Below are 24,383 nucleotides of genomic sequence, written 5' to 3'. Positions count from 1 at the left end.
GAGGAGGCGTCATGCGCTGGGAGAACCTCACAGGCGAGTCCGGAGACCGCCGGGCCGACCCCGCCCTGTTCGGCGCGGACGCGGTGACCACCCGCACCTTCGACACGCCCGAGTTCCGCGGGATCACCTTCCACGAGGTGCGGGCGCGCTCCATCCTGAACCGGGTGCCGGGCGCCTCCCGGATGCCGTTCGAGTGGACGGTGAACCCGTACCGCGGCTGCACGCACGCGTGCGTGTACTGCTTCGCCCGCAAGACGCACGGCTACCTGGACCTCGACACGGGCATCGGCTTCGACACCCAGATCGTGGTGAAGGTGAACGCCCCCGAGCTGCTGCGCCGGCAGCTCGCTTCGCCGCGCTGGCGGGGCGAGCACGTGGCGATGGGCACCAACGTCGACTGCTACCAGCGCGCCGAGGGCCGCTACCGGCTGATGCCGGGCGTCATCACGGCCCTCACCGAGCACGCCAACCCGTTCTCGATCCTGACCAAGGGCACCCTGATCCTGCGCGACCTGGAGCTGCTGACCCGGGCGGCCCGGGTGACGGACGTCGGCATCTCGGTCTCGGTGGGCTTCACCGACACCGCGCTGTGGCGCACCGTGGAGCCGGGCACACCCGCGCCGGAGCGGCGGCTCGACGTGGTCCGCACCCTGGGCGAGCACGGCATCGGCTGCGGGGTGCTGATGGCGCCGGTCGTGCCCTTCCTGAGCGACCACCCGGCTCAGCTCCGCGAGACGGTGCGGGCGATCGCCGCGGCGGGCGCCACCTCGGTCACCCCGCTGGTGCTGCACCTGCGGCCGGGCGCGCGGGAGTGGTTCATGGCCTGGCTCGGGCAGCACCACCCGCACCTGGTGCGCCGCTACGAGCGGCTGTACGCCGAGGGCGCCTACGCGCCCAAGTGGTACCAGCGCCGCGTCACCCGCCAGGTGCACGAACTGGCCCAGGAGTACGGCATCGGCCCCGCGCGCGCGGGAGCCGCCCGGCGGATCCGGCCCGCCGCCGAGGGGCCCGCCGCCGCGGAGCCGACCCAGCTCACCCTCATCTGAGGGCGTTGGAGGGCATCCCTCGGACCAATCGGGTCAAGTATCGGCACAACGGGTTCCGCCGGGCCCCGGCACCGGGACGATCCGGCGAGGACCGTGATCACACGGTTCGCGCCACCCTCCGTCCCGGGAGGACCCATGAGGAAACGCGCAGCCGTGCTGTGCGCCACCGCCGCCATGGTGGCGGGCTCGGTCACGGCCGTCCCCGCACGGGCGGCCGCCCCCGCCCCGGAGCCCCGGCTCGACTGGAAGAAGTGCGGCACCGGCGACTACCCGGCCCTGCAGTGCGCGTCGCTGAAGGTGCCGCTGGACCCCGCGCGGCCGTCCGGCCGGCAGATCACGCTCGCCCTGTCCCGTGTCCCGCACACCGCCCGGACCTTCCAGGGCCCGCTGCTGGTCAACCCCGGCGGCCCCGGCGGCAGCGGCCTGAAGCTCGCCGGCTACGTCGCGTCGGCACTGCCCAAAGCCGTGGCGGCCCAGTACGACGTCATCGGCTTCGATCCGCGGGGCGTCGGCAGGAGCACGCCCGCGCTGAACTGCTCGGCCGGCCACTTCGCGCCGGTGCGCCCCGACACCGTGCCCGCCACGCCCGCCCTGGAGCGGGCGAACCTGGAGCGGGCCCGCTCCTTCGCCGCCGCCTGCGGCCGCAGGTACGCGGACGTGCTGCCGTACCTGGACACGGTCGACGCCGTCCGCGACATGGACGCCGTCCGCCGGGCCCTGGACGCCCCGCGTATCAGCTACTTCGGCTACTCCTACGGCACCTATCTGGGCGCCGTGTACGCCAAGCTGTACCCCGAGCGGGTGCGGCGCCTGGTGCTGGACTCGATCGTGGACCCGACGGGCGTGTGGTACGAGGACAACCTCGGCCAGGACCACGCCTTCGACGCCCGCCACCGCGCCCTGATGGCCTGGATCGCCCGGCACGACGCCACGTACCGGCTCGGCAAGGACCCCGCGAAGGTCGAGGCCGAGTGGTACGCCATGCGGGCGGCCCTGGCGAGGAAGCCGGCCGGCGGCAAGGTGGGCGCCGCCGAGCTGGAGGACGCCTTCATCCCCGGCGGCTACTACAACGGCTACTGGCCGCGCCTCGCGGCGGCGTTCGCGGCCTACGCGAACGAGGGGAGGACCGGACCGCTGGTCAAGGCGTACCAGGACTACGGCGCCGTGGACGGCGCGGGCGACAACGGGTACAGCGTCTACACGGCGGTGCAGTGCCGTGACGCCTCCTGGCCGCGCGACTGGAACCGCTGGCGGACGCAGACCCGGCAGGTGTACGCCAAGGCGCCCTTCATGGCCTGGAACAACGCCTGGTACAACGCGCCGTGCACGTTCTGGCCGACCGGGTCCCGGCGGCCGGTGGACGTGGCCAACACCAAGCTGCCGCCGGCGCTGCTGCTCCAGGCGACCGACGACGCGGCGACCCCGTACGCGGGCGGGGTGGCGGCCCGCCGGCTGCTGGCCGGCTCCCGTCTGGTGGTCGAGGAGGGCGGCGGCAACCACGGCATCAGCCTCAGCGGCAACGCGTGCCTGGACCGCTACCTGGCCGACTACCTGTCCGGCGGCGGGCTGCCGCGCCGGGGCGGCACGGCCGGCACGGCCGACGCGCTCTGCGAGCGGTCCCCGGACCCCGAGCCGCCGACGGGCAAGGCGGCCCCGGCGGCCTCGCGCGGCGCGGAGCTGCACCGGCTGCTGGGCTTCCGCGGCTAGGGCGCGCCCGCCGGTCCCCCGCCCGCCGGTCCCCCGCCCTCGGGGGACCGGCGGAAATTCACGGGCGCCGGGCGGAGCCGCTCCCTAGGGTGCGGTCATGGACGACCTCTCCCCGCGCCCCTCCCTCCGCATCCGCCCGATGGCCCTCGACGACTGCGGCCGCGTCTCGGAGATCCGTGTCCGGGGCTGGCGCCACGCCTACCGGGGCCTCATGCCGCAGCCGTACCTGGACGGGCTCAGCGCGGCGCGGGACGCCGAGCGGCGGCGGACCTGGTTCACGCGGGGCGACGACGCGGTGGTGAACCTGGTCGCCGAGCGGGCCGGCGAGGTGGTCGGCTGGGCGGCGTACGGTCCGTACCGCGACGGTGAAGCGCGCACCGCTGACGCCGAGTTGTACGCCATCTATCTCGACCCTGAGCACCTGGGCACCGGAGTGGGGCGGGCGCTGCTGGCGGAGTCGGTGAAGCGGTGCGCCGGGTACCCGCGCATGTTCCTGTGGGTGCTGAAGGAGAACGCGCGGGCCCGCCGCTTCTACGAGCGGGCCGGCTTCCGGTGGGACGGCGCCGAGGAGCCGTTCGAGGCGGGCGGCGAACTCGTGCCCGAGGTGCGTTACGTCCGGGCGCCGGGCGGCTGATCCGGCGTCACTTCCGTTCCTGGCGCGGGATGAGCGCAAGCGCGCGCACCGCGGCCTCGGCGAGCGCCGGGTGGGCGAGGGCCTCGCCCAGCACCCGCCGGGCGCGAGCGTCACCGAGCGCGCCGAGCCCGTCCACGCAGGCGAGGGCCACCCGCCGGTAGGGGTCGTGCGGGCGCAGCCGGCGCTCCAGGGTGGTGATGAGCGCGGGTACGGACTCCGGGGCGCGCAGTTCGACCAGGAGCCGTACCGGGTGCAGGGCGTAGGCGACGCGCAGTTCGTTGGTGGCGAGGGCCGCCGCGGCGCGGGCCGTGCGGGGGTCGCCGAGCCGGGCGAGGGCGTGGGCGGCGGAGGCGCAGCGGGGCGGATCGCGGTGGTTGAGCAGCAGCACGAGCGCTTCGAAGGCGCGCCGGTCGCCGGCCCGGCCCAGCCGGAACGCGGCCAGTTCCCGGGCCCACAGCGGCTGTCCGGGCGCGGTGAGGACCTCGGCCAGCTCGTCCTGGTCCGCGGTCGCCAGCAGCCGCTCGTAGCCGGGCGAGCCCTGTGACTCCTGCCGTAAGCGTTCCGTGAGCGATCGCAACTCTTCGTCCACGGGGCCAGGGTAGGCCGGTCGCCGCCGCGAGGGGAGCAGGCTCACGAAGTCGGGTGCGGCAAGGGCTGGCGCGCTCGTTACTGGCGGGTTAAGCTCAGACGAGCGAGTCACCCACTCGCTGTTCGCTCACGACGGTTTGGTGACGCAGCCGTCGTGCGCCGGTCGGTTCGGTACCTCGGTACCGCGAGTACGACCCGGCTCCGGGACAGGGCCGGTCGGATTCCGCCGCTCCCGGGCGTGTGCACGCCCGCGGTGCCGGCACCGGGCGTGTGCGCCAGCAGCCCGGCAACACCCGCACTGTTCACCGCCCCGGTGTGCGCCTTCGGGCGCACCCGGCGCGTTCCCAGTCGTCACCCCCATTACCTGGAGTCCCGCGATGGCCACTCCCCTGTCCGACACCCCTCTGTCCCCGCTCAAGACGGTCGCCGTCGTCGGCCTCGGCACCATGGGCACCGGCATCACCGAGGTTCTCGCGAAGGCGGGCCGTGAGGTGATCGGCATCGACGTCACCGAGGCCCGGACCGCGCGCGCCCTCGCCGCGCTGGAGGCCGCCACCGCCCGTGCCGTCGAGCGCGGCCGGCTGACCGGGCAGGAGCGTTCCGACGCCCTGGCCCGGGTCCGCACCTCCACCGATCTGAGCGCGGCGGCCGACGCCGACCTGGTCATCGAGGTGGTCCCGGAGTCGTACGAGATCAAGCACCAGATCTTCCGCGAGCTGGACGGCATCGTGCGTCCGGAGACGATCCTGGCGACCGGCACCAACGCGCTGTCCGTCACCCGCCTCGCCGCGGACTCCGCGCGCCCCGAGCGGGTGCTGGGCCTGCACTTCTTCAACCCGGCCCCGGCGATGAAGCTGGTCGAGATCGTCTCCTCGGTGCTGACCGCGCCGGCCGCGGTCGCCGCCGTCACGGACCTGGCGATCGAGCTGGGCAAGGAGCCGGTCGCGGTCGGCGACCGCCCCGGTTTCGTCGCGGACGGGCTGCTGTTCGGCTACCTCAACCAGGCCGCCGCGATGTACGAGGCGAAGTACGCCTCCCGCGAGGACATCGACGCCGCGATGCGGCTCGGCTGCGGCCTGCCCATGGGCCCGCTCGCCCTGCTGGACCTGATCGGCATCGACACCGCGCGCACGGTCCTGGACGCCATGTACGCCGAGTCCCGCGACCGGCTGCACGCCCCCGCCCCGATCCTCAAGCAGCTCAGCGAGGCGGGCCTGACCGGCCGCAAGTCGGGGCGCGGCTTCTACACCTACGAGGCGCCGGGCAGCGCGACGGTCGTGCCCGACCCGCTGACGCCGGCCGCCGGCGGCGCCGGGACCGGGGGACGTCCGGTCCGCTCCGTCGGTGTCGCGGGCTCCGGCACCATGGCCTCCGGCATCGCCGAGGTGTTCGCCAAGGCCGGCTACGAGGTCGTCCTCGCCGCCCGCAGCGAGGAGAAGGCGCGGACGGCCAAGGCCCGTATCGGCAAGTCGCTTTCGCGCTCTGTCGACAAGGGCCGGATGACCGCCGAGGCGGCCGCCGAGACCCTGGACCGGATCACCCCGACGTGTTCCTACGACGCCTTCGCCGACGTCGACCTGGCGGTCGAGGCGGTCGCCGAGGACCTGGAGGTCAAGCGGCAGCTCTTCGCGGCGCTGGACAAGGTCTGCAAGCCGGGCGCGGTCCTGGCCACCACCACCTCCTCGCTGCCCGTCGTCGCCTGCGCCCGCGCCACCTCGCGCCCGCAGGACGTGATCGGCATGCACTTCTTCAACCCGGCCCCGGCGATGAAGCTGGTCGAAGTCGTGCGCACGGTCCTGACGGCCGACGACGTCCACGCCACCGTCCGCGAAGTCTGCGGGCGGATCAGGAAGCACGCCGTCGACTGCGGCGACCGGGCCGGGTTCATCGTGAACGCCCTGCTGTTCCCGTACCTCAACAACGCGATCAAGATGGTCCAGGAGCACTACGCGACGCTGGACGACATCGACGCGGCGATGAAGCTCGGCGGCGGCTACCCGATGGGCCCGTTCGAGCTGCTGGACGTGGTCGGGCTGGACGTCTCGCTGGCGATCGAGAGGGTGCTGCACCGCGAGTTCCGCGACCCTGGCCTGGCCCCGGCGCCGCTGCTGGAGCACCTCGTGGCCGCGGGCTGCCTCGGCCGCAAGACCGGCCGCGGCTTCCGCGAGTATGCCCGCCGCTGACGGCGCCGGCGACTGGTCCCGCACGGAGACGGACTGGGGCGGGCTGCTCGACCCGGCGGGCAGCCCCCCGCCCCTCGCGGGCGGGGGATCCCCCGGACCTGCGCATCCCGCCACGAACATGCAGTACGTTCGGGTCATGTCCCAGCCCGCCAAGTCCTCACGTACACCAGCCACGCCCGACGCGCCGGAAAGTGCCGCAGGCAGTCGCGCCGCCGCCCAGCGGCTGAAGATGCGCCGGGAACTGGCGGCCGCAGCGATGGAACTGTTCGCGACCAAGGGGTACGAGGCGACCACCGTCGACGAGATCGCGGCCGCGGCCGGGGTCGCGCGCCGTACGTTCTTCCGCCACTTCCGCTCCAAGGAAGAGGCGATCTTCCCCGACCACGACGACACGCTGGTGCGGGCCGAGGCGGTCCTCAACGCCGCCCCGGCGCACGAGCATCCGCTGGACACGGTGTGCCGCGGCATCAAGGAAGTCATGCGGATGTACGCGGCCCGGCCGGAGATCTCGGTCGCCCGCTACAAGCTGACCCGCGAGGTGCCCACCCTGCGCGAGGCCGAGATCGCCTCGGTGGCCCGCTACGAGCGCCTGTTCACCCGCTACCTGCTCGGCCACTTCGACGAGCACGCGCACGCCGACGACGCCAACGACGACCCGCTGCTCGCCGAGGTCGCCGCATCGGCCGTCGTCACCGCCCACAACCACGTGCTCAGGCGCTGGCTGCGGGCCGACGGCCAGGGCGACGTGGAGGCCCAGCTCGACCACGCCTTCGCCATCGTGCGCAAGACGTTCGGCACAGGCATCGGCGCCGGACGCGGCCCGGCGCCCGGCCCGGCGGCCACCACGGCGCCGGCGGCGGTCTCGGCGCACGGCGAGGTCCTGGTGACCGTCGCGCGCACCGACGCCCCGCTCGACGAGGTCATGCGCACCATCGAGGAGGCGCTCAAGGAGCGCTGAGACACCGCGCGCCCTGTGATGACGGCCACCCTTCGGGGTGGCCGTTTTGGCATGTCAGGGGCCCTTTTCAGGGAGATTCCGGAGCCCGTTCGATCGATCATCGCTCATTTGTTGCGTAAAGATTTCATCTGAGAGCAGCTTCTGGCACTCAGTGCCTTGCGGCATGACACGCGGTGTCATACGTTGAAGGAGTCCGGGCGGCCGGCGCGCAGAGACCATTCGTGCGTCGGCTGTCCCCGCAAGCCGGACGGCCTGCGCGCCCGGACGCCTGCGTCACAGGCACCCTCCCGCGCCACAACGCGCTGCCGAAGCACCACCCCCGCCGAACCGACGGCACACCCCCGAAAACCCTCAGCAGCACTCCCAGCAGCACCGACGATCCCCCAGCGCCCCTCCCTCAGGGCGCTCACCGCCGGAGGCAACACCGTGACCGTGAAGGACATCCTGGACGCGATCCAGTCGAAGGACGCCACGTCCGCCGACTTCGCCGCCATGCCACTCCCCGAGTCGTACCGCGCGATCACCGTCCACAAGGACGAGACGGAGATCTTCGCGGGCCTTGAGACCCGCGACAAGGACCCGCGCAAGTCGATCCACCTCGACGACGTGCCGCTGCCCGAACTCGGCCCGGGCGAGGCCCTGGTGGCCGTGATGGCCTCGTCGGTCAACTACAACTCGGTGTGGACCTCGATCTTCGAGCCCCTGTCCACCTTCGGGTTCCTGGAGCGCTACGGCCGCACCAACGAGCTGGCCAAGCGCCACGACCTGCCGTACCACATCATCGGCTCCGACCTGGCCGGCGTCGTCCTGCGCACCGGCCCGGGCGTCAACGCCTGGAAGCCCGGCGACGAGGTCGTCGCCCACTGCCTGTCCGTCGAGCTGGAGTCCTCGGACGGCCACAACGACACCATGCTCGACCCCGAGCAGCGCATCTGGGGCTTCGAGACCAACTTCGGCGGCCTCGCCGAGATCGCGCTGGTGAAGTCCAACCAGCTCATGCCCAAGCCGGACCACCTGAGCTGGGAGGAGGCCGCGGCCCCCGGCCTGGTGAACTCCACCGCCTACCGCCAGCTCGTCTCCCGCAACGGCGCCGGCATGAAGCAGGGCGACAACGTGCTCATCTGGGGCGCGAGCGGCGGCCTCGGCTCCTACGCCACCCAGTTCGCCCTCGCCGGCGGCGCCAACCCGATCTGCGTCGTCTCCAGCGAGCAGAAGGCGGAGATCTGCCGCTCCATGGGCGCCGAGTCGATCATCGACCGCAACGCCGAGGGGTACAAGTTCTGGAAGGACGAGAACACCCAGGACCCGAAGGAGTGGAAGCGCTTCGGCAAGCGCATCCGCGAGCTGACCGGCGGCGAGGACATCGACATCGTCTTCGAGCACCCCGGGCGCGAGACCTTCGGCGCCTCCGTGTTCGTGACCCGCAAGGGCGGCACCATCACCACCTGTGCCTCGACCTCGGGCTACATGCACGAGTACGACAACCGGTACCTGTGGATGTCGCTCAAGCGGATCATCGGCTCGCACTTCGCCAACTACCGCGAGGCCTGGGAGGCCAACCGCCTCATCGCCAAGGGCAAGATCCACCCCACCCTGTCGAAGGTGTACTCCCTGGAGGACACCGGCCAGGCCGCCTACGACGTGCACCGCAACCTGCACCAGGGCAAGGTCGGCGTGCTGTGCCTGGCCCCCGAGGAGGGCCTGGGCGTGCGCGACGAGGAGATGCGCGCCAAGCACATCGACGCCATCAACCGCTTCCGGAACATCTGAGGACCCGGAGGTCATAGATGACTGAGCGTCAGACGCCGCAGGCGCGGCGTGAGAAGGACCGGCCGTGGCTGATGCGCACGTACGCCGGCCACTCCACGGCGGAGGCGTCCAACGAGCTGTACCGGCGCAACCTCGCCAAGGGCCAGACCGGCCTGTCGGTGGCGTTCGACCTGCCGACCCAGACCGGCTACGACCCCGACCACATCCTCGCCCGCGGCGAGGTCGGCCGGGTCGGCGTGCCCGTCTCGCACCTCGGTGACATGCGCCGGCTGTTCCAGGACATCCCCCTGGAGCAGATGAACACCTCGATGACGATCAACGCCACCGCCATGTGGCTGCTGGCGCTCTACCAGGTCGTCGCCGAGGAGCAGGGCGCGGACATCACCAAGCTCCAGGGCACGACCCAGAACGACATCGTCAAGGAGTACCTGTCCCGCGGGACGCACGTCTTCCCGCCGGGGCCCTCGCTCCGCCTGACGACGGACATGATCGCGTACACGGTCTCCCACATCCCGAAGTGGAACCCGATCAACATCTGCAGCTACCACCTGCAGGAGGCCGGGGCCACGCCGGTGCAGGAGATCGCGTACGCGATGTCCACCGCGGTCGCCGTGCTCGACGCCGTGCGCGACTCCGGCCAGGTGCCGCAGGAGCGCATGGGCGACGTGGTGGCCCGCATCTCCTTCTTCGTCAACGCGGGCGTCCGCTTCGTCGAGGAGATGTGCAAGATGCGGGCGTTCGGCCGCATCTGGGACAAGGTCACCCGCGAGCGGTACGGCATCGAGAACCCCAAGCAGCGCCGCTTCCGCTACGGCGTCCAGGTCAACTCGCTCGGCCTGACCGAGGCGCAGCCGGAGAACAACGTCCAGCGGATCGTGCTCGAGATGCTGGCGGTCACCCTCTCCAAGGACGCCCGCGCGCGTGCCGTGCAGCTCCCGGCCTGGAACGAGGCGTTGGGCCTGCCCCGGCCCTGGGACCAGCAGTGGAGCCTGCGCATCCAGCAGGTGCTCGCCCACGAGAGCGACCTGCTGGAGTACGAGGACATCTTCGAGGGCTCGCACGTCGTCGAGGCGAAGGTGAACGCCCTGGTGGAGGAGTCCCTCTCCGAGATGGACCGGATCCAGGAGATGGGCGGCGCGATGGCCGCCGTGGAGTCCGGCTACCTCAAGGCGCAGCTCGTCTCCTCGCACGCCGAGCGGCGGGCGCGGATCGAGTCCGGCCAGGAGAAGATCGTCGGCGTCAACATCTTCGAGACGACCGAGCCGAACCCGCTCACGGCCGACCTGGACACCGCGATCATGACGGTCGACCCGGCGGTCGAGGCCCGGGTCGTCGCCTCGCTGGAGAACTGGCGCGACACCCGCTACCAGCCGCCCTTCAACCACCCGCGCCCGTGCAAGGCGCTGGAGCGGCTGAAGGAGGCCGCCAAGGGCACCGGCAACCTGATGGAGGCCACGCTGGAGTGCGCCCGCGCCGGAGTCACCACCGGCGAGTGGGCGGGCGCCCTGCGCGAGGTGTTCGGCGAGTACCGGGCGCCGACCGGGGTGTCCTCGGCGCCGGTGGCCGTCAGCGCCGAGGCCGGCTCGGCCATGGCCGAGGTCCGCGCCAAGGTGGACGCCACCGCGCGCGAGCTGGGCGTGGGCAAACTGCGCTTCCTGGTCGGCAAGCCGGGCCTCGACGGTCACTCCAACGGCGCCGAGCAGATCGCCGTCCGGGCCCGCGACGCCGGCTTCGAGGTGGTCTACCAGGGCATCCGGCTCACCCCCGAGCAGATCGTGGACGCCGCCCTGGCGGAGGACGTGCACGCCGTGGGCCTTTCGATCCTCTCCGGCTCGCACGCGCAGCTCGTGCCGGACGTGCTGGAGCGCCTCCGTGTGGCGGGTGCCACAGATATACCGGTGATCGCAGGTGGCATCATCCCGAACGGTGACGCCGAAGAGCTGAGGGCCGCCGGCGTGGCCGCGGTCTTCACCCCGAAGGACTTCGACATCACCGGGATCATCGGCCGTATCGCCGACGAGATCCGGAAAGCGAACAAGCTCGACCCCCTGGAGGTCCCCGCATGACGAGCGTCAACCGCCTTCGCCCCCGCCGCTCCTGCCTGGCGGTGCCCGGAAGCAACCCGCGCTTCCTGGAGAAGGCCCAGGGCCTCCCCGCCGACCAGGTCTTCCTCGACCTGGAGGACGCGTGCGCGCCGCTGGCCAAGCCCGAGGCGCGGCACACCATCGTCAAGTTCCTCAACGAGGGCGACTGGACGGGCAAGACCCGTGTCGTGCGGGTGAACGACTGGACGACCGAATGGACGTACCGGGACGTCGTCACGGTCATCGAGGGCGCCGGCCAGAACCTCGACTGCATCATGCTGCCGAAGGTGCAGAACGCCCAGCAGGTCGTCGCGCTGGACCTGCTGCTGACCCAGATCGAGAAGACGATGGGCTTCGAGGTCGGCAGGATCGGCATCGAGGCGCAGATCGAGAACGCGCAGGGCCTGAACAACGTCAACGAGATCGCGCAGGCCTCCCCGCGCGTCGAGACGATCATCTTCGGCCCGGCCGACTTCATGGCGTCCATCAACATGAAGTCCCTCGTCGTGGGCGAGCAGCCGCCCGGCTACCCGGCGGACGCCTACCACTACATCCTGATGAAGATCCTGATGGCCGCCCGGGCCAACAACCTCCAGGCGATCGACGGCCCCTACCTGCAGATCCGCAACGTGGACGGCTACCGCGAGGTCGCCCGGCGCGCCGCCGCCCTCGGCTTCGACGGCAAGTGGGTGCTGCACCCGGGCCAGGTCGAGGCGTCCAACGAGATCTTCTCGCCCTCGCAGGAGGACTACGACCACGCCGAACTGATCCTGGACGCGTACGACTACTACACGTCCGAGGCGGGCGGCAAGAAGGGCTCCGCGATGCTCGGCGACGAGATGATCGACGAGGCCAGCCGCAAGATGGCCCTGGTCGTCTCCGGCAAGGGCCGGGCCGCCGGCATGCAGCGCACCAGCAAGTTCGAGATCCCGGAGGGCTGAGCGCGATGCAGTTCGGACGCACGTACGAGGAGTTCGAGGTCGGGGCGACGTACAAGCACTGGCCGGGCAAGACGGTCACGGAGTACGACGACCACCTGTTCTGTCTCCTGACCATGAACCACCACCCGCTCCACATGGACGCCAACTACGCCGAGAAGACGACCGACTTCGGCAAGAACGTGGTGGTGGGCAACTACATCTACTCGCTCCTGCTCGGCATGTCGGTGCCGGACATCTCCGGCAAGGCCATCGCCAACCTGGAGATCGAGTCGCTCAAGCACGTGGCGCCGACCTTCCACGGCGACACGGTCTACGGCCAGACGACCGTGCTGGACAAGTGGCCGTCGAAGTCGAAGAACGACCGCGGGATCGTCTACGTCGAGACCAAGGGCTACAAGCAGGACGGCACCCTGGTGTGCGTCTTCCGCCGCAAGGTCATGGTGCCCACCGAGACGTACATCAAGGAGCGCGGCGGCGAGCAGCCCGGCCGCCCGGAGCTGACCGCCCCTTCGGAAAAGACGGAGAAGTAGCCATGGCGCGCCTCGCCCAGACCGCCGGTCTGACCGACGTCCAGCAGGAGATCCTCTCCACCGTCCGCGACTTCGTGGACAAGGAGATCATCCCGGTCGCCACCGAGCTGGAGCACCGCGACGAGTACCCGCAAGCGATCGTGGACGGCCTGAAGGAACTCGGGCTGTTCGGTCTGATGATCCCCGAGGAGTACGGGGGCCTGGGCGAGTCGCTCCTGACGTACGCGCTGTGCGTGGAGGAGATCGCCCGCGGCTGGATGTCGGTGTCCGGCATCATCAACACCCACTTCATCGTCGCGTACATGCTCAAGCAGCACGGCACGCAGGAGCAGAAGGACCACTTCCTGCCCCGCATGGCGGCCGGCGACATCCGCGGCGCCTTCTCGATGTCGGAGCCGGGCCTGGGCTCCGATGTGTCGGCGATCACGTCCAAGGCGGTCAGGGACGGCGACGAGTACGTCCTGAACGGCCAGAAGATGTGGCTCACGAACGGCGGAACCTCGTCCCTCGTGGCCGTTCTGGTCCGAAGTGACGAAGGTCACCCCGAGGGCACGGCCCCGCACAAGTCGATGACGACCTTCCTGGTCGAGAAGGAGCCCGGCTTCGGTGAGGTCCGTCCCGGCCTGACCATTCCGGGCAAGATCGACAAGATGGGCTACAAGGGCGTCGACACCACCGAGCTGATCATGGACGGCCTGCGCGTTCCGGCCGACCGGGTGCTCGGCGGCGTCACCGGCCGAGGTTTTTACCAAATGATGGACGGAGTGGAGGTAGGCCGGGTCAACGTGGCCGCCCGCGGCTGCGGAGTGGCACAGCGCGCCTTCGAGCTGGGCGTTCAGTACGCCCAGCAGCGGCACACCTTCGGCAAGCCCATCGCCGGCCACCAGGCCATCCAGTTCAAGTTGGCCGAAATGGCCACCAAGGTCGAGGCCGCGCATGCCATGATGGTGAACGCGGCACGCAAAAAGGACTCCGGGGAGCGAAACGACCTCGAGGCGGGCATGGCGAAGTACCTCGCCTCCGAGTACTGCAAGGAGGTCGTGGAGGACGCCTTCCGGATCCACGGCGGCTACGGCTTCTCCAAGGAGTACGAGATCGAGCGCCTCTACCGGGAGGCCCCGATGCTGCTGATCGGCGAAGGCACCGCCGAGATCCAGAAAATGATCATCGGGCGCAGGCTGCTGGAGGAGTATCGATTCCAGGGCTGATTGTCCGGAAACGGGGTGTTTTCTTCGAGAAGAAGATCACACCCCGTCGATACGTCTCAGCCGCCGACTCGGCTTCCTGGCTTGCCCAGTTGCGACCTGCGACCGGTACGATCCCGGGAAAGCCGCCGTCCCCCGTCAGAGCGCGGCATCATCCGCTACGAAGGTCATCCATGCCCCACAGCCAAACCTCTGCACACCGCGACAGCCTGGTAGGCGCACGCCTCGCGCGCGGAGCATCGCCGTGGCTTCTCCCGACCGTCGCCACCGCAGCCCTCAGCCTGGCCCGCGCTCGCCGCTCGGGCGTCGCCAAGGCCGTCGCCGTGCCCGCCACCGCGCTCGCGGCGGGCATGCTGTGGTTCTTCCGCGACCCCGAGCGAGAGATCGCCCCCGGCCGGGTCATCTCGCCCGCCGACGGCGTGGTGCAGAGCATCATGCCCTGGAAGGACGGGCGCACCCGCGTCGCGATCTTCATGAGCCCGCTCAACGTGCACGTGAACCGCGCGCCGCTCGCCGGCACCGTGACGTCGGTCGAGCACATCCCCGGCGGCTTCGTTCCCGCGTTCAACAAGGAGAGCGAGAACAACGAGCGCGTAGTCTGGCATTTCGACACCGAACTCGGCGACATCGAGATGATCCAGATCGCCGGCGCGGTGGCCCGCCGCATCGTGCCGTACATCCCCGAGGGCACGAAGGTCGAGCAGGGCGACCGCATCGGTCTGATCCGCTTCGGCTCGCGTGTCGACCTCTACCTGCCCGAGGGCGTGGAGGTCGCGGTCGAGGTCGGACAGAAGACCGTGGCTGGGGTGACTCGCATTGACCGTGATTGATCCGGAGACCCAGGCTGGCTGGGTGCCCGAGGCCGACGAGGTGGACGACGAGGAGGAGATGCCTCTTTCTCTCCGCCTGTCGATAGCGGACACCCTCACGCTCGGCAACGCCACGTGCGGGTTCATGGCGGTGTACTTCACCACCACCGGCATCCTGATCCCGCACCTCACCGGCAGCCAGGAGTCCGGCATGGCCCGCCACAGCGCGGCCACGGCGGTGATCCTGATGCTCTGCGCGGCGGTCTTCGACCTGTTCGACGGCCTGGTCGCCAGGAAGCTGCGCTCCTCCCCGATGGGCGCGGAGCTGGACAACCTCTCGGACCTGATCAGCTTCGGTCTGGCGCCCGCGTACTTCGTGCTCGTCTACGGCATGGTCGCGGACGACGCGCACCAGCGGGTGGCGGCGCTGGGGGCGATCGTGGTGCTCCTGGCCGTGGTGCTCAGGCTCGCGCGGTTCAGCTGCGTGACGCTGAAGGACGGCATGTTCCAGGGCATGCCCTCGCCGTTCGGCGCGCTGACGGTCGTCTCGATCGTCCTGCTGGAGCTGCCCTTCGTGGCCACCCTGCTGGCGATCCTGGGCACCGCGTGGCTGATGGTGAGCCGCGTCGAGTACCCGAAGCCGCGCGGCCGGCTCGCCGGCGCGATGCTGTCCTGGATCGTCCTGTCGATGGGCCTCCTGGCCGCCTGGGCCTTCGACGCCCCGAGCGGCCAGCTGCTCCTGCAGACCGGCTGCGCGCTGCAGCTCGTCATGGGCGCGGTCATCCCGCTGTTCGCCACGGCCCGCCGGGTGAACAACTTCCGCGGCAACCGCCGCGAGGCGCGGGCGGCCCAGCCGTAGCCCTCGCCGACACCGCCGGGTGTGGCCCGAGTCCTCACGACTCGGGCCACACCCGTTTCGTGTTCAAGGGCTGCCGGCGTTCCCCGTTGACCGGTCAAGTACTCCTGGAACACGCCGAGTTGCAGGAGACTTCGGAGCGGAGGAGCGTTTAAAAGGGGCACTTACCCAGAACTCACCAGATTCTCACCGGGAGGCGGCCATGTCCGCACCCACTCTCCACGAGCACCAGGTCCCGCACATCTCCACGATCCCGGCCAACGAGGGCGACGCCGTACGGCTCTACGTCCGCGAGTACGACGGCACCCAGGGCAACCAGCCCCGCACACCGATTCTGATGCTGCACGGCAGAAGCGTGCCGGTGGTCGCCGGGTTCGACCTGACCGGCCCCGGCTCCGACATCGCGTACAGCTGGGCGCAGCAGCTCGCCTCGCACCACTACGACGTGTTCATGATGGACCTGCAGGGCAACGGACGGTCCCCGCGCCCGAAGATGGACGAACCGCGCAACGCCAACCCCGCTCAGCGGGGCGTGCTCACCCCCAACCCCCTGCCGACTCCGTACACCGGACCGCCCCTGTACCCGCACCAGCTCGGCAACTCCGAGAGCGAGTGGGCGGAGCTGGCGACCGTGATCGCCTTCATCAAGTCGCGGCCCCGGATGACCACGCCGATCGACTTCATCGGCTGGTCCGCCGCCGGTCCGGTCATGGGGCCCTACACGCTGCAGCACCCCGAGGACGTCAAGAGCCTGTTCCTGCTCGCCCCGATCTTCCCGCCGAAGGGCCGGTGGTCGGACGACGCCTCGAAGCCGTTCGGACGTCCGGGGGAGGCCGCCACGCTGCCCGTGTCCCTGCCCGCCGCCGCCTTCGGCTTTCCCATGCACGTGAGCGGCAAGACGGGCTTCACGAACGCGTGGGACGCCGAGCAGGGCAGCGTGTACCAGAGGGAGCCCGGCATGGTCGACCGGGTGTGGGCCGCCATGATGGAGAACGACCCGGTCGGCGGCACCTGGGGGCCGGTGCTCCCCTCGGGCAGGCCCGAGGGCATCCACCGGTACCGCAACTCGTACTGGTGGGGCTGGAACAACGAGACCGCGAAGTTCGAGAACCCGCCGGGCACCCCCGTGCTCGGTGACCGGGTGCCCCTGCTGCTCGTCCACGGCGCGCTGGACAGGACCGTCAATACCCCGGACTCCTCCCCGGTGCCCGACGTCCAGCGCTTCTCGGTGCCGGCCCTCTACAAGGCGGTCCAGGGACCGCACAAGCTGATGTTCCAGCTCGAGGGCGCGGGACACTCCGTGGTGTGGGAGCGGCCCGCCCAGGTCGTGCACGAGATCTCGCAGCACTGGCTGCAGAACAAGTACAAGGTGTGGGGCCTCACCAGCGGCAGCTACTACCGGGACGCGAACGGCGAGCTGACCCCGCTGCCCTAGGCGGTCTCGCGAAGGTGGTCCGCGGCGATCCGCTCCGCGACCCGCTCCAGGATCGGCCCCGCGTCCGCGACGCACTTCTCGACGTCCGGCTCGACGGACGTCAGCGGGTACGCCCGGCCGATCCCGGCCCGCCGCAGCGCCTCCTCGGACAGGGCGAGCCGCCCGCACACCGCGACGACCTCCTTGCCCGCCGCGCGGGCCGCGGCGGCGACCCCGGCTGGGGCCTTGCCGTGCAGGGTCTGCTCGTCCAGCGAACCCTCCCCGGTGATCACCAGCGAGGCGCGCTCCAGCGCGGGGGCGAAGCCCAGGACGTCCAGCATCACCTCGATGCCGGGGCGGAACCGGGCGCCCAGCAGGAGGGCGCCGTAGCCGATGCCGCCGGCGGCTCCGGCGCCGGGCGCCGCCGCGAAGTCGGCGGCACGCGGGCCCACGGCCGTCTCCAGCACCTCGGCGAGGCGGACGAGCGCGGCGTCCAGGGCAGCCACGTCGTCCGGCGTGGCCCCCTTCTGCGGTCCGTACACCGCGGGCGCGCCCTTGGGGCCGGTGAGCGGGTTGTCGACGTCGCTGGCGAGGACCAGCTCCACCGAGTCCAGGCGCGGGTCGAGGCCGGACAGGTCGGCCCGGGCCAGCGCGGCGAGACCGCCGCCGCCCGGCGGCACCGGCTCCCCGTCCGCGTCCAGGAACCGCGCGCCCAGCGCCGAGAGCATCCCGGCGCCGCCGTCCGTCGTGGCGCTGCCGCCGACGCCGAACACGATCGTCCGCGCGCCCTCGTCCAGCGCGGCGCGCAGCAGCTCCCCGGAGCCGTACGTGGAGGCGGTCAGCGGCGCGAAGACTCCGGCCGGCAGCCGCTGCAGCCCGCTCGCCTCCGCCATCTCCACGACCGCGGTGCCGCCGCGCAGCGCGTACGCGGCCGTGACCTCCTGCCCGAGCGGCCCGGCCACCCGGACCTCCCGGCGCTCGAAGCCGGCCGCGACGGCCGCGTCCACGGTGCCGTCGCCGCCGTCGGCGACCGGCAGCGCCTCCACCTCGAGGCCGGGCACGATCCGGCGCAGCCCGGCCGTGACCCGCTCGGCGACCCGCACGGCCGTCAGCGAGCCCTTGAACTTGTCCGCGGCGATGAGCACCCGACGGGTCCCGTTGCCTGCAGCGTCCGCCACCTTGCATTCCCCTTGCTCTCCGGGCCCCGCGCACGTCGGGGCCAGTCGCGCCGCTGTGACCTTAACCGCAGGACGTCCGCGCCGCCATGCCCTGCCCGAACCCTGGGAAACGGCTGGGAGGCGGCCGGGGAAAGCGGGTAGGCACCAGCCATGAGCGATCTCGACACCGGGCCGGACCTCGCCGACCGCGTCCACGGCGGCTGGCTCGGCCGGATCGCGGGCAACATGCTCGGCAAGCCGGTGGAGCAGGGCGAGGTGTGGACGCGCGAGCGCATCGACCGCTATCTGCGCGGGGCGCACGCGCTGCCGCTCACCGACTACCTGCCCGAGCCCGCCGACCCGGCCGACGCCGCCGCGCTGCGCCCGGAGTGGCGCCAGTGCGTGCGCGGCCGCGTCCGGGGGAGCTGCCGGGACGACGACGTCGACTACGCCGTCCTCGGCCTGCACCTGCTGGAGACGCACGGCTTCGGCTTCAGCACCGAGCAGGTCGGCGACCTGTGGCTGCTCAGGCTGCCCTACCTGCAGACCTTCACCGCGGAACGGGCCGCGTACCGCAACCTCGCGAACGGTCTCAAGCCGCCGCTGACGGCGACGTACGACAACCCGTACCAGGAGTGGATCGGCGCGCTGATCCGGGCCGACGTGCACGGCTGGACCTGCCCGGGCGACCCGCGCCGCGCGGCCTCGCTGGCCCGCCGGGACGCGGTGCTGTCGCACACCGGCAACGGGGTCTACGGGGCCATGTGGGCGGCCGCGCTGATCGCCTCGGCGTTCACCGCGCGGGACGTGCGGGAGGCGCTGGAGAGCGCGCTGGCCGTGGTCCCGGCGGGCAGCAGGCTGGCCCGTGCCGTGCGCCGGGTGATGTCCCTGCACGAGACCCGCCTGCCCTGGGAGGAGACCCTGGACACGGTGTCCGGGGAGACCGCCGGGCTCGGCTGGATCCACACCGTCCCCAACGCGGCCGTCATGACCGCCGGCCTGCTGTACGGCGACGGCGACTTCACCCGGACCGTCGCCCTCACCGTCCGCGGCGGCCTCGACACCGACTCCAACGGCGCGACGGCCGGCTCAGTGGCCGGGGTGATGACCGGCGCCGCCGCGATCCCGGCCCGGTGGACCGAGCCGCTGCGGGACACGGTGCGCAGCGCGGTGTTCGGCTTCGACGGGGTGCGGATCAGCGCGCTGGCCGAACGCACCCTGCGCCTGGCGAGGGCCGGTCTTTAGGCGTCCCGCACCTGGTTACCCTTCCTGGATGACCACTACAGACACCTTCGCCGCGTACATCGCGAGCCTGCCCCGTGTCCTCGCCGCCGCCGCCGCGCTGTTCCGGGACGCCGAGGGGCGGGTGCTGCTCGTCGAGCCCAACTACCGCGAGGGGTGGGCGCTGCCGGGCGGCACCGTGGAGTCCGACGACGGGGAGAGCCCGCGCCAGGGCGCGCGCCGCGAGACCCTCGAGGAGATCGGCCTCGACCGGGAACCGGGCCGGCTGCTCGCGGTGGACTGGGTGGTCGGCACCGGACGGCCGCCGCTGGTGGCGTACCTGTACGACGGCGGGGTGCTCACCGGGGCCGAGTTCGAGGCCATCCGGCTGCAGGAGGAGGAGCTGCTGTCCTGGCGCCTGGTGCCCCGTGAGGACCTGCCCGCCCATCTGCCCGGCGCGCTGGGCCGCCGGGTGCTGGCCGCGCTGGACGTGCTGGCCGAGGGCGCGGGCACGGCGGAGCTGGAGAACGGCCACCGGGTCGCCTGAGGGCCGGCCCCTGCGGGTCCCGGGGCCCCGCCCCGCCTCGTGCGGCGCCCGCCTCGCCGGTGATATCCGCTCGCGGGGCCCGCGGGCCCCGTCCTACCCTCGTGGGCATGACCAAGCCCCTCGTCGCCCTGCTGAGCGGGGCCGGCATCTCCACCGACTCGGGCATCCCCGACTACCGCGGCCCCGACGGGCTGTGGCGGCGGGACCCGGAGGCCGAGAAGCTCGTGACGTACGAGTACTACATGGGTGATCCGGAGATCCGGCGGCGGGCGTGGCTGATGCGGCGCGACAGCGGGGCGCGCACCGCCGGGCCGAACGCCGCGCACCGGGCCGTCGCCGAGCTGGAACGCTCCGGGGTGCCGGTCAGGGTCGTCACGCAGAACGTGGACGGGCTGCACCAGCTCGCCGGCATGCCCGCCCGCAAGGTGCTCGAGCTGCACGGCACCGCACGTAGTGTCGTCTGCACCCGGTGCCACGCGCGCGGCCCCATGGAGGACGCCCTCGCCCGGGTCGAGGCCGGTGAGGACGACCCGCCGTGCCTGGAGTGCGGCGGCATCCTGAAGTCGGCGACCGTGATGTTCGGCGAGCGGCTCGACCCGGTCGTGCTCGGCGAGGCGGTCGCCGTCACCGAGGCCTGCCAGGTCTTCATCGCCGTCGGCACCAGCCTCCAGGTCCAGCCCGCGGCCGGCCTCGCGGGGGTCGCCGCCGACCACGGGGCCCGGCTGATCATCGTCAACGCCGAACCGACGCCCTACGACGACCTGGCCGACGAGGTCGTCCGCGAGCCGATCGGCACGGCGCTGCCGGCGCTGCTGGGCCGGCTGGGCGCGCAGGGCCGGGTCTAGCCTCCGGGACGCCCGCGCGGCAGGCGTCAGAAGAGGGCCGTTCCCCGTTCGAAGTCGAGCAGGCGGCGCTTGCGGTCGAGGCCGCCGCCGTAGCCGGTGAGGCCGCCGGCGGCGCCGATGACCCGGTGGCAGGGCACGATGATGCCGACGGGGTTCCGGCCGTTGGCGAGGCCGACCGCGCGGGACGCCCTGGGATTGCCCAGCACGGTGGCGAGTTCGCCGTAGGAGCGGGTCTCGCCGTACGGGATGCGGGTCAGCTCGGCCCAGACGCCACGCTGGAACGGCGTCCCGGACAGGCGGAGTTCGAGGGTGAACTCCCGCAACTCGCCCGCGAAGTAGGCGGAGAGCTGTTCCGCGGCCTCGGCGAAGGGCGTCTCGTCGGGTTCGCCGAAGGCCTCCTGCGGCGGGCGGTGGCGTTGGCCGGCCATGTAGAGGCCGCACAGGACGCCGTCCTCGGCGACGAGGGTGAGCGGGCCGTAGGGGCTGTCGACGACGGTGTGCTTCTTCATGATGGTGGACGTCCTCAGACGGGAAGGAAGTTGATGGGGTGGCCGTCCGTGGCCCACAGGTACTGGACCGCGTAGGCTCGCCAGGGGCGCCAGGACTCGGCGCGGGCGGTGAGCGCGGCCGGGGTGGCGGGCAGGCCCAGCTCCCGGGCGGCGCGCCGGATCCCGAGGTCGGTGGGGAGGAAGGCGTCGGGGTCGCCGAGGGCCCGCATGGCGATGACGTCGGCCGTCCACGGGCCGAAGCCGGGCAGGGCGAGCAGGCGCGCCCGGGCCTCGGCCCAGTCGCACTCGACGCCGAGGCGGAGGGCGCCGTCGGCCAGTTGGCGTACCAGGGTGGTGAGGGTGGCGCGGCGGGTGCGGGGCATGGCCAGGGTTTCGGGGTCCACCGCGGCCAGCGCCCCGGGGGACGGGAAGAGGTGGGTGAGGCCGCCCTCGGGGTCGTCCAGCGGCTTGCCGTGCGCGGTGACCAGCCGGGCCGCGTGGGTGCGGGCGGCGGCCGTGGAGACCTGCTGCCCGAGCACGGCGCGGACGGCGAACTCGGCCTCGTCGACGGTGCGCGGCACGCGGCGGCCGGGCGCCCGGTCCACCAGCGGCGCGAGCAGCGGGTCGGCGCGCAGCCGCTCGTCCACGGCGACCGGGTCGGCGTCCAGGTCGAGCATGCGCCGGCAGCGGCTGATGGCCACGGTCAGGTCGCGCGGGTCGCTGAGGGTCAGGCGGCAGGCGATGTGGTCGGGGTGCGGCGCGAGGGCCACGATGCCGTGTCCGTACGGCAGCCGCAGCGTGCGCCGGTAGGCGCCGTCCCGCCATTCCTCCACGCCCGGTACGGCGGTGGCGGCGAGGTGGCCGAAGAGGTTGTCCGGGTTGAGCGGGACGCGGAACGGCAGCCGCAGCGCCAGGGTGCCGGGGGCGGCCGCCGCCCCGTTGCCCGGCACCCGGGCGCGCAGCTCGCTCGGGGAGAGGGCGAACACCTCGCGGACGGTGTCGTTGAAGGTGCGGATGGAGGAGAAGCCGGCCGCGAAGGCGATCTCCGCCATGGGCAGCGGGGTCGTCTCGATCAGCAGCCGCGCGGTCTGCGCCCGCTGAGCCCGGGCCAGCGCGAGGGGGCCGGCGCCCAGCTCGGCGAGGAGCTGGCGCTCCACCTGCCGGGCGCTGTAACCGAGCCGGGCGGCCAGCCCGGGCACGCCCTCGCGGTCCACGACCCCGTCGGCGATCAGCCGCATCGCCCGGGCCACCAGGTCGGCGCGCCGGTTCCACTCCGGGGAGCCGGGGCTGGTGTCGGGGCGGCAGCGCTTGCAGGCCCGGAACCCGGCCTGCTGGCAGGCCGCCGCGCTCGGCAGGAAGGTCATGTTCTCCGCCTTGGGCGGAACCACCGGGCAGCTCGGCCGGCAGTAGATGCGGGTGGTCAGGACGGCCGTGAAGAACCATCCGTCGAACCGCGCGTCCTTGGACCGCACGGCGCCGACGCAGCGTTCCCGGTCGAGGTGCATCCCTGTCTGCATGTCTCAAGGATCGGGCACCGCGGAGGCCGCTCGCTGGCGGGAATCCGACATGTACGTGGCGCTCGCCAGGGCGTCGCCGGATCGTCCCCGTGGGTCAGGGCTGCCGGTCCGTCCGTTCCCCGTGCCGGAAACGGGCTATCCACTCGGAGGTGGCCCGCAGTCCGCCGAAGGTGTAGAAGTGCACCTTCACCCGGCCGTGCCGGACGGGGTCGTGGTGCCGGGCGAGGGCGCGCAGGAACCGGTCGGGGCCGGCCGTGCCGATGAGGTTGGTCAGCGAGAAGCCGTACTTGCGGGCCACGGAGGCGCTGGTGGCGACGCCGAAGCGGGTGGCGTAGGCCATCAGCCGGCGCACCCCCGCGGGGCCGGGCACGCCGATGCGCACCGGCAGGGAGACGCCCCGGGCGCGTACGGCCTCCAGCCAGCCGAGCACCGGGGCGACGTCGAAACCGAACTGGGTGATGACGTCGCCCGTGAGCCGTTCCGCGCCGAGTGCCGCCGACTTGTCGGTGAGCGCCGACCACAGGGTGCCCTCGGTGATCGAGGGGTGGCCCTCCGGGTAGCCGCTGATGCCGATGTGGCGCACGCCGTGCCGCTGCAGCAGCCCGGTGCGGATGACGGACAGGGCGTCCGGGTACGGGCCCTCGGGGCGGGCGGGGTCGCCGCCGACCACGAACACGTTCTCGGCGGTGCCGTCCGCGGCCAGGCCGGCCAGGAACTCCTCCAGGTGGGCCCGGGAGGGCAGGCGGCGGGCGGAGATGTGCGGCACGGGGACGAAGCCGAGGCTCTTGACCGCGCGGGCGGCGGCCAGCCGCGTGGCGAGGTCCTCGCCCGCCAGGAAGGTGACGTTGATCCGCGTGCCCGGCGGGATGCTGTGGCGCGCCTCCTCGAGCTTCGGCACGTCCTTGCCGGTCATCTCCAGGGAGAAGTCGTCCAGCAGCGAGGCGCCCACCGCGGGCGGGGCGGTGGGACGGGGGTTCATCGTGCTCCTCGTGCGGCTCCTGCCACCGCTTTCGGCGTCGGTCCTGACCGGGGCCGATGATGTCACGCGTGGTGCGGGCGGCGCGGGGCGGGGGACTGCCCGGGGTCCGGGAGCGGCGGTCGCGCCTCGGTCCCCGGCGCCGCGCAGGCCGTCGCTCCCCCGGGCGCGGTGCGGCCGGGCGCGCGGGGCAGACGGGCGCGCGGGGCAGACGGGCCGCCGCGGCGAGGCCGGCGAGCCAGGTGCTCCGCCGCCGGCCGGCAGTGCCCGCCGCGCTCGCTGTCCAGCAGTGAGGCGAAGACGCCGGGCGAGTCGAAGCGCGGGGTGCACCACCAGTCGACGGTTCCGCCGGACGACACCAGGGCAGCCGTCTGGAGGTCACCCACCGTGCCGTGCTCCGCGATGGGCGGATACCTGTCCATCCGTCGTCCTCCTCGCACCGGCGGCGGGTCGTGGCGTGCCGGTGCTAGGGCATCGCGGCGGCGTCGTCGCGCCTGACTACACACAGGGCCCAGATGATGAAGCCGGACAGCGCGATCATCAGCACCGACCACACCGGGTAGTACGGCAGGGACAGGAAGTTGGCGATGATGACGAGCCCGGCGATGGCCACGCCGGCGACCCGGGCCCACATCGACGGCCCGAACAGACCGAAGCTGACGGCTATCGCGACCACGCCGAGGGCCAGGTGGATCCAGCCCCAGCTGGTGAGGTCGAACTTGAAGACGTAGTTCGGGGTCGTGACGAAGACGTCGTCGTGGGCGATCGCCATGATGCCGCGGAACAGGCTGAGCAGTCCGGCGATCATGAGCATGATGCCCGCGAAGGCCGTCAGTCCTCCGGCCCACTGCTGCCTGGCGGTCCGGGTGTGTGCGCTGGTGCGCGGTGACGCGGTCATACCACTGCC

22 protein-coding genes and 1 pseudogene are annotated in these 24,383 nt (G+C 72.3%); 16 read left to right on the top strand and 7 right to left on the bottom strand.

Features of this window, described 5'->3' with window-relative positions:
- Positions 1-11: 11 nt before the first annotated feature.
- The 3 genes from ACFQ9Z_RS30750 to ACFQ9Z_RS30740 all read left to right on the top strand — a co-directional run bounded on the left by ACFQ9Z_RS30750 (position 12) and on the right by ACFQ9Z_RS30740 (position 3,387).
- Positions 12-1,046 (top strand): Rv2578c family radical SAM protein, encoded by a 1,035-nt coding sequence (locus ACFQ9Z_RS30750; RefSeq protein ID WP_383026337.1) that lies wholly within the window; start codon positions 12-14, stop codon positions 1,044-1,046.
- A 135-nt stretch (positions 1,047-1,181) separates the two neighbouring features.
- Positions 1,182-2,753, top strand: coding sequence for an alpha/beta hydrolase (locus tag ACFQ9Z_RS30745; protein ID WP_383026334.1), 1,572 nt, complete (start codon positions 1,182-1,184; stop codon positions 2,751-2,753).
- A 97-nt stretch (positions 2,754-2,850) separates the two neighbouring features.
- Entirely contained in the window at positions 2,851-3,387 is a 537-nt protein-coding gene (locus ACFQ9Z_RS30740) for a GNAT family N-acetyltransferase (RefSeq protein WP_383026331.1), read from the top strand.
- Between the two features lie 7 nt (positions 3,388-3,394).
- Here ACFQ9Z_RS30740 and ACFQ9Z_RS30735 read toward each other — a convergent pair whose 3' ends face one another.
- On the bottom strand, positions 3,395-3,976 hold the full coding sequence (locus ACFQ9Z_RS30735) for an adenylosuccinate lyase (protein ID WP_383026326.1): 582 nt from the start codon (positions 3,974-3,976) through the stop codon (positions 3,395-3,397).
- A 376-nt stretch (positions 3,977-4,352) separates the two neighbouring features.
- Here ACFQ9Z_RS30735 and ACFQ9Z_RS30730 point away from each other — a divergent pair, with 376 nt between their 5' ends.
- The 10 genes from ACFQ9Z_RS30730 to ACFQ9Z_RS30685 all read left to right on the top strand — a co-directional run bounded on the left by ACFQ9Z_RS30730 (position 4,353) and on the right by ACFQ9Z_RS30685 (position 16,746).
- Positions 4,353-6,158 carry a 3-hydroxyacyl-CoA dehydrogenase family protein gene (locus tag ACFQ9Z_RS30730; protein ID WP_383026323.1) on the top strand — a complete coding sequence of 602 codons (1,806 nt, stop codon included), beginning with the start codon at positions 4,353-4,355 and terminating at the stop codon, positions 6,156-6,158.
- Positions 6,159-6,294: 136 nt separating this feature from the next.
- Complete coding sequence (locus tag ACFQ9Z_RS30725; RefSeq protein WP_383026319.1) at positions 6,295-7,116, top strand: TetR family transcriptional regulator; 822 nt, start codon at positions 6,295-6,297, stop codon at positions 7,114-7,116.
- Between the two features lie 432 nt (positions 7,117-7,548).
- The gene (gene ccrA / locus ACFQ9Z_RS30720) at positions 7,549-8,886 is read left to right on the top strand and encodes a crotonyl-CoA carboxylase/reductase (RefSeq protein ID WP_383026494.1); all 1,338 of its coding nucleotides are present in this window, start codon (positions 7,549-7,551) and stop codon (positions 8,884-8,886) included.
- 17 nt (positions 8,887-8,903) lie between these two features.
- Positions 8,904-10,952, top strand: a complete 2,049-nt coding sequence (locus ACFQ9Z_RS30715; protein WP_383026316.1) for a protein meaA — start codon at positions 8,904-8,906, stop codon at positions 10,950-10,952.
- Positions 10,949-11,911, top strand: coding sequence for an HpcH/HpaI aldolase/citrate lyase family protein (locus tag ACFQ9Z_RS30710; protein WP_383026312.1), 963 nt, complete (start codon positions 10,949-10,951; stop codon positions 11,909-11,911). The genes ACFQ9Z_RS30715 and ACFQ9Z_RS30710 overlap by 4 nt, the downstream gene beginning before the upstream one ends.
- Positions 11,912-11,916: 5 nt before the next feature.
- Complete coding sequence (locus tag ACFQ9Z_RS30705) at positions 11,917-12,441, top strand: MaoC family dehydratase (RefSeq protein ID WP_383026309.1); 525 nt, start codon at positions 11,917-11,919, stop codon at positions 12,439-12,441.
- A 2-nt stretch (positions 12,442-12,443) separates the two neighbouring features.
- A complete protein-coding gene (locus tag ACFQ9Z_RS30700; protein ID WP_383026306.1) occupies positions 12,444-13,649 on the top strand; it encodes an acyl-CoA dehydrogenase family protein in 1,206 nt (401 codons plus the stop codon).
- 170 nt (positions 13,650-13,819) lie between these two features.
- Positions 13,820-14,476: a phosphatidylserine decarboxylase gene (locus ACFQ9Z_RS30695; protein ID WP_383026303.1), complete on the top strand. Its 657-nt coding sequence runs from the start codon at positions 13,820-13,822 to the stop codon at positions 14,474-14,476.
- A gap of 22 nt (positions 14,477-14,498) precedes the next feature.
- Positions 14,499-15,314 carry a CDP-diacylglycerol--serine O-phosphatidyltransferase gene (pssA, locus tag ACFQ9Z_RS30690; RefSeq protein WP_383026490.1) on the top strand — a complete coding sequence of 272 codons (816 nt, stop codon included), beginning with the start codon at positions 14,499-14,501 and terminating at the stop codon, positions 15,312-15,314.
- A 199-nt stretch (positions 15,315-15,513) separates the two neighbouring features.
- Positions 15,514-16,746, top strand: coding sequence for an alpha/beta hydrolase (locus tag ACFQ9Z_RS30685; protein ID WP_383026299.1), 1,233 nt, complete (start codon positions 15,514-15,516; stop codon positions 16,744-16,746).
- Here the strand turns inward: ACFQ9Z_RS30685 and ACFQ9Z_RS30680 are convergent.
- Positions 16,743-17,903 carry a glycerate kinase gene (locus tag ACFQ9Z_RS30680; RefSeq protein ID WP_383026296.1) on the bottom strand — a complete coding sequence of 387 codons (1,161 nt, stop codon included), beginning with the start codon at positions 17,901-17,903 and terminating at the stop codon, positions 16,743-16,745. The genes ACFQ9Z_RS30685 and ACFQ9Z_RS30680 overlap by 4 nt on opposite strands.
- A 150-nt stretch (positions 17,904-18,053) precedes the next feature.
- Here ACFQ9Z_RS30680 and ACFQ9Z_RS30675 point away from each other — a divergent pair, with 150 nt between their 5' ends.
- From ACFQ9Z_RS30675 to ACFQ9Z_RS30665, 3 genes are all read left to right on the top strand, one after another.
- The gene (locus tag ACFQ9Z_RS30675; protein WP_383026293.1) at positions 18,054-19,127 is read left to right on the top strand and encodes an ADP-ribosylglycohydrolase family protein; all 1,074 of its coding nucleotides are present in this window, start codon (positions 18,054-18,056) and stop codon (positions 19,125-19,127) included.
- 28 nt (positions 19,128-19,155) lie between these two features.
- The gene (locus tag ACFQ9Z_RS30670; RefSeq protein WP_383026290.1) at positions 19,156-19,650 is read left to right on the top strand and encodes an NUDIX domain-containing protein; all 495 of its coding nucleotides are present in this window, start codon (positions 19,156-19,158) and stop codon (positions 19,648-19,650) included.
- A gap of 107 nt (positions 19,651-19,757) precedes the next feature.
- Positions 19,758-20,495 (top strand): NAD-dependent deacetylase, encoded by a 738-nt coding sequence (locus ACFQ9Z_RS30665; protein ID WP_383026287.1) that lies wholly within the window; start codon positions 19,758-19,760, stop codon positions 20,493-20,495.
- Between the two features lie 26 nt (positions 20,496-20,521).
- Here ACFQ9Z_RS30665 and ACFQ9Z_RS30660 read toward each other — a convergent pair whose 3' ends face one another.
- The 5 genes and pseudogenes from ACFQ9Z_RS30660 to ACFQ9Z_RS30640 form a co-directional block, all read right to left on the bottom strand.
- A complete protein-coding gene (locus tag ACFQ9Z_RS30660; RefSeq protein ID WP_383026284.1) occupies positions 20,522-21,004 on the bottom strand; it encodes a methylated-DNA--[protein]-cysteine S-methyltransferase in 483 nt (160 codons plus the stop codon).
- Between the two features lie 14 nt (positions 21,005-21,018).
- The gene (locus tag ACFQ9Z_RS30655; protein WP_383026281.1) at positions 21,019-22,500 is read right to left on the bottom strand and encodes an AlkA N-terminal domain-containing protein; all 1,482 of its coding nucleotides are present in this window, start codon (positions 22,498-22,500) and stop codon (positions 21,019-21,021) included.
- A gap of 94 nt (positions 22,501-22,594) precedes the next feature.
- Positions 22,595-23,479, bottom strand: a complete 885-nt coding sequence (locus ACFQ9Z_RS30650; RefSeq protein WP_383026279.1) for a methylenetetrahydrofolate reductase — start codon at positions 23,477-23,479, stop codon at positions 22,595-22,597.
- Between the two features lie 242 nt (positions 23,480-23,721).
- A pseudogene (locus ACFQ9Z_RS30645) lies at positions 23,722-23,898 on the bottom strand (trehalase-like domain-containing protein); the annotation flags it as partial.
- Between the two features lie 44 nt (positions 23,899-23,942).
- Positions 23,943-24,374: a hypothetical protein gene (locus ACFQ9Z_RS30640; protein ID WP_383026276.1), complete on the bottom strand. Its 432-nt coding sequence runs from the start codon at positions 24,372-24,374 to the stop codon at positions 23,943-23,945.
- Positions 24,375-24,383 lie beyond the last annotated feature (9 nt).

The sequence above is a fragment of the Streptomyces sp. NPDC056580 genome (assembly GCF_042793175.1).
Lineage (GTDB): Bacteria > Actinomycetota > Actinomycetes > Streptomycetales > Streptomycetaceae > Streptomyces.
This window is presented reverse-complemented; position numbering and strand designations above follow the sequence as displayed.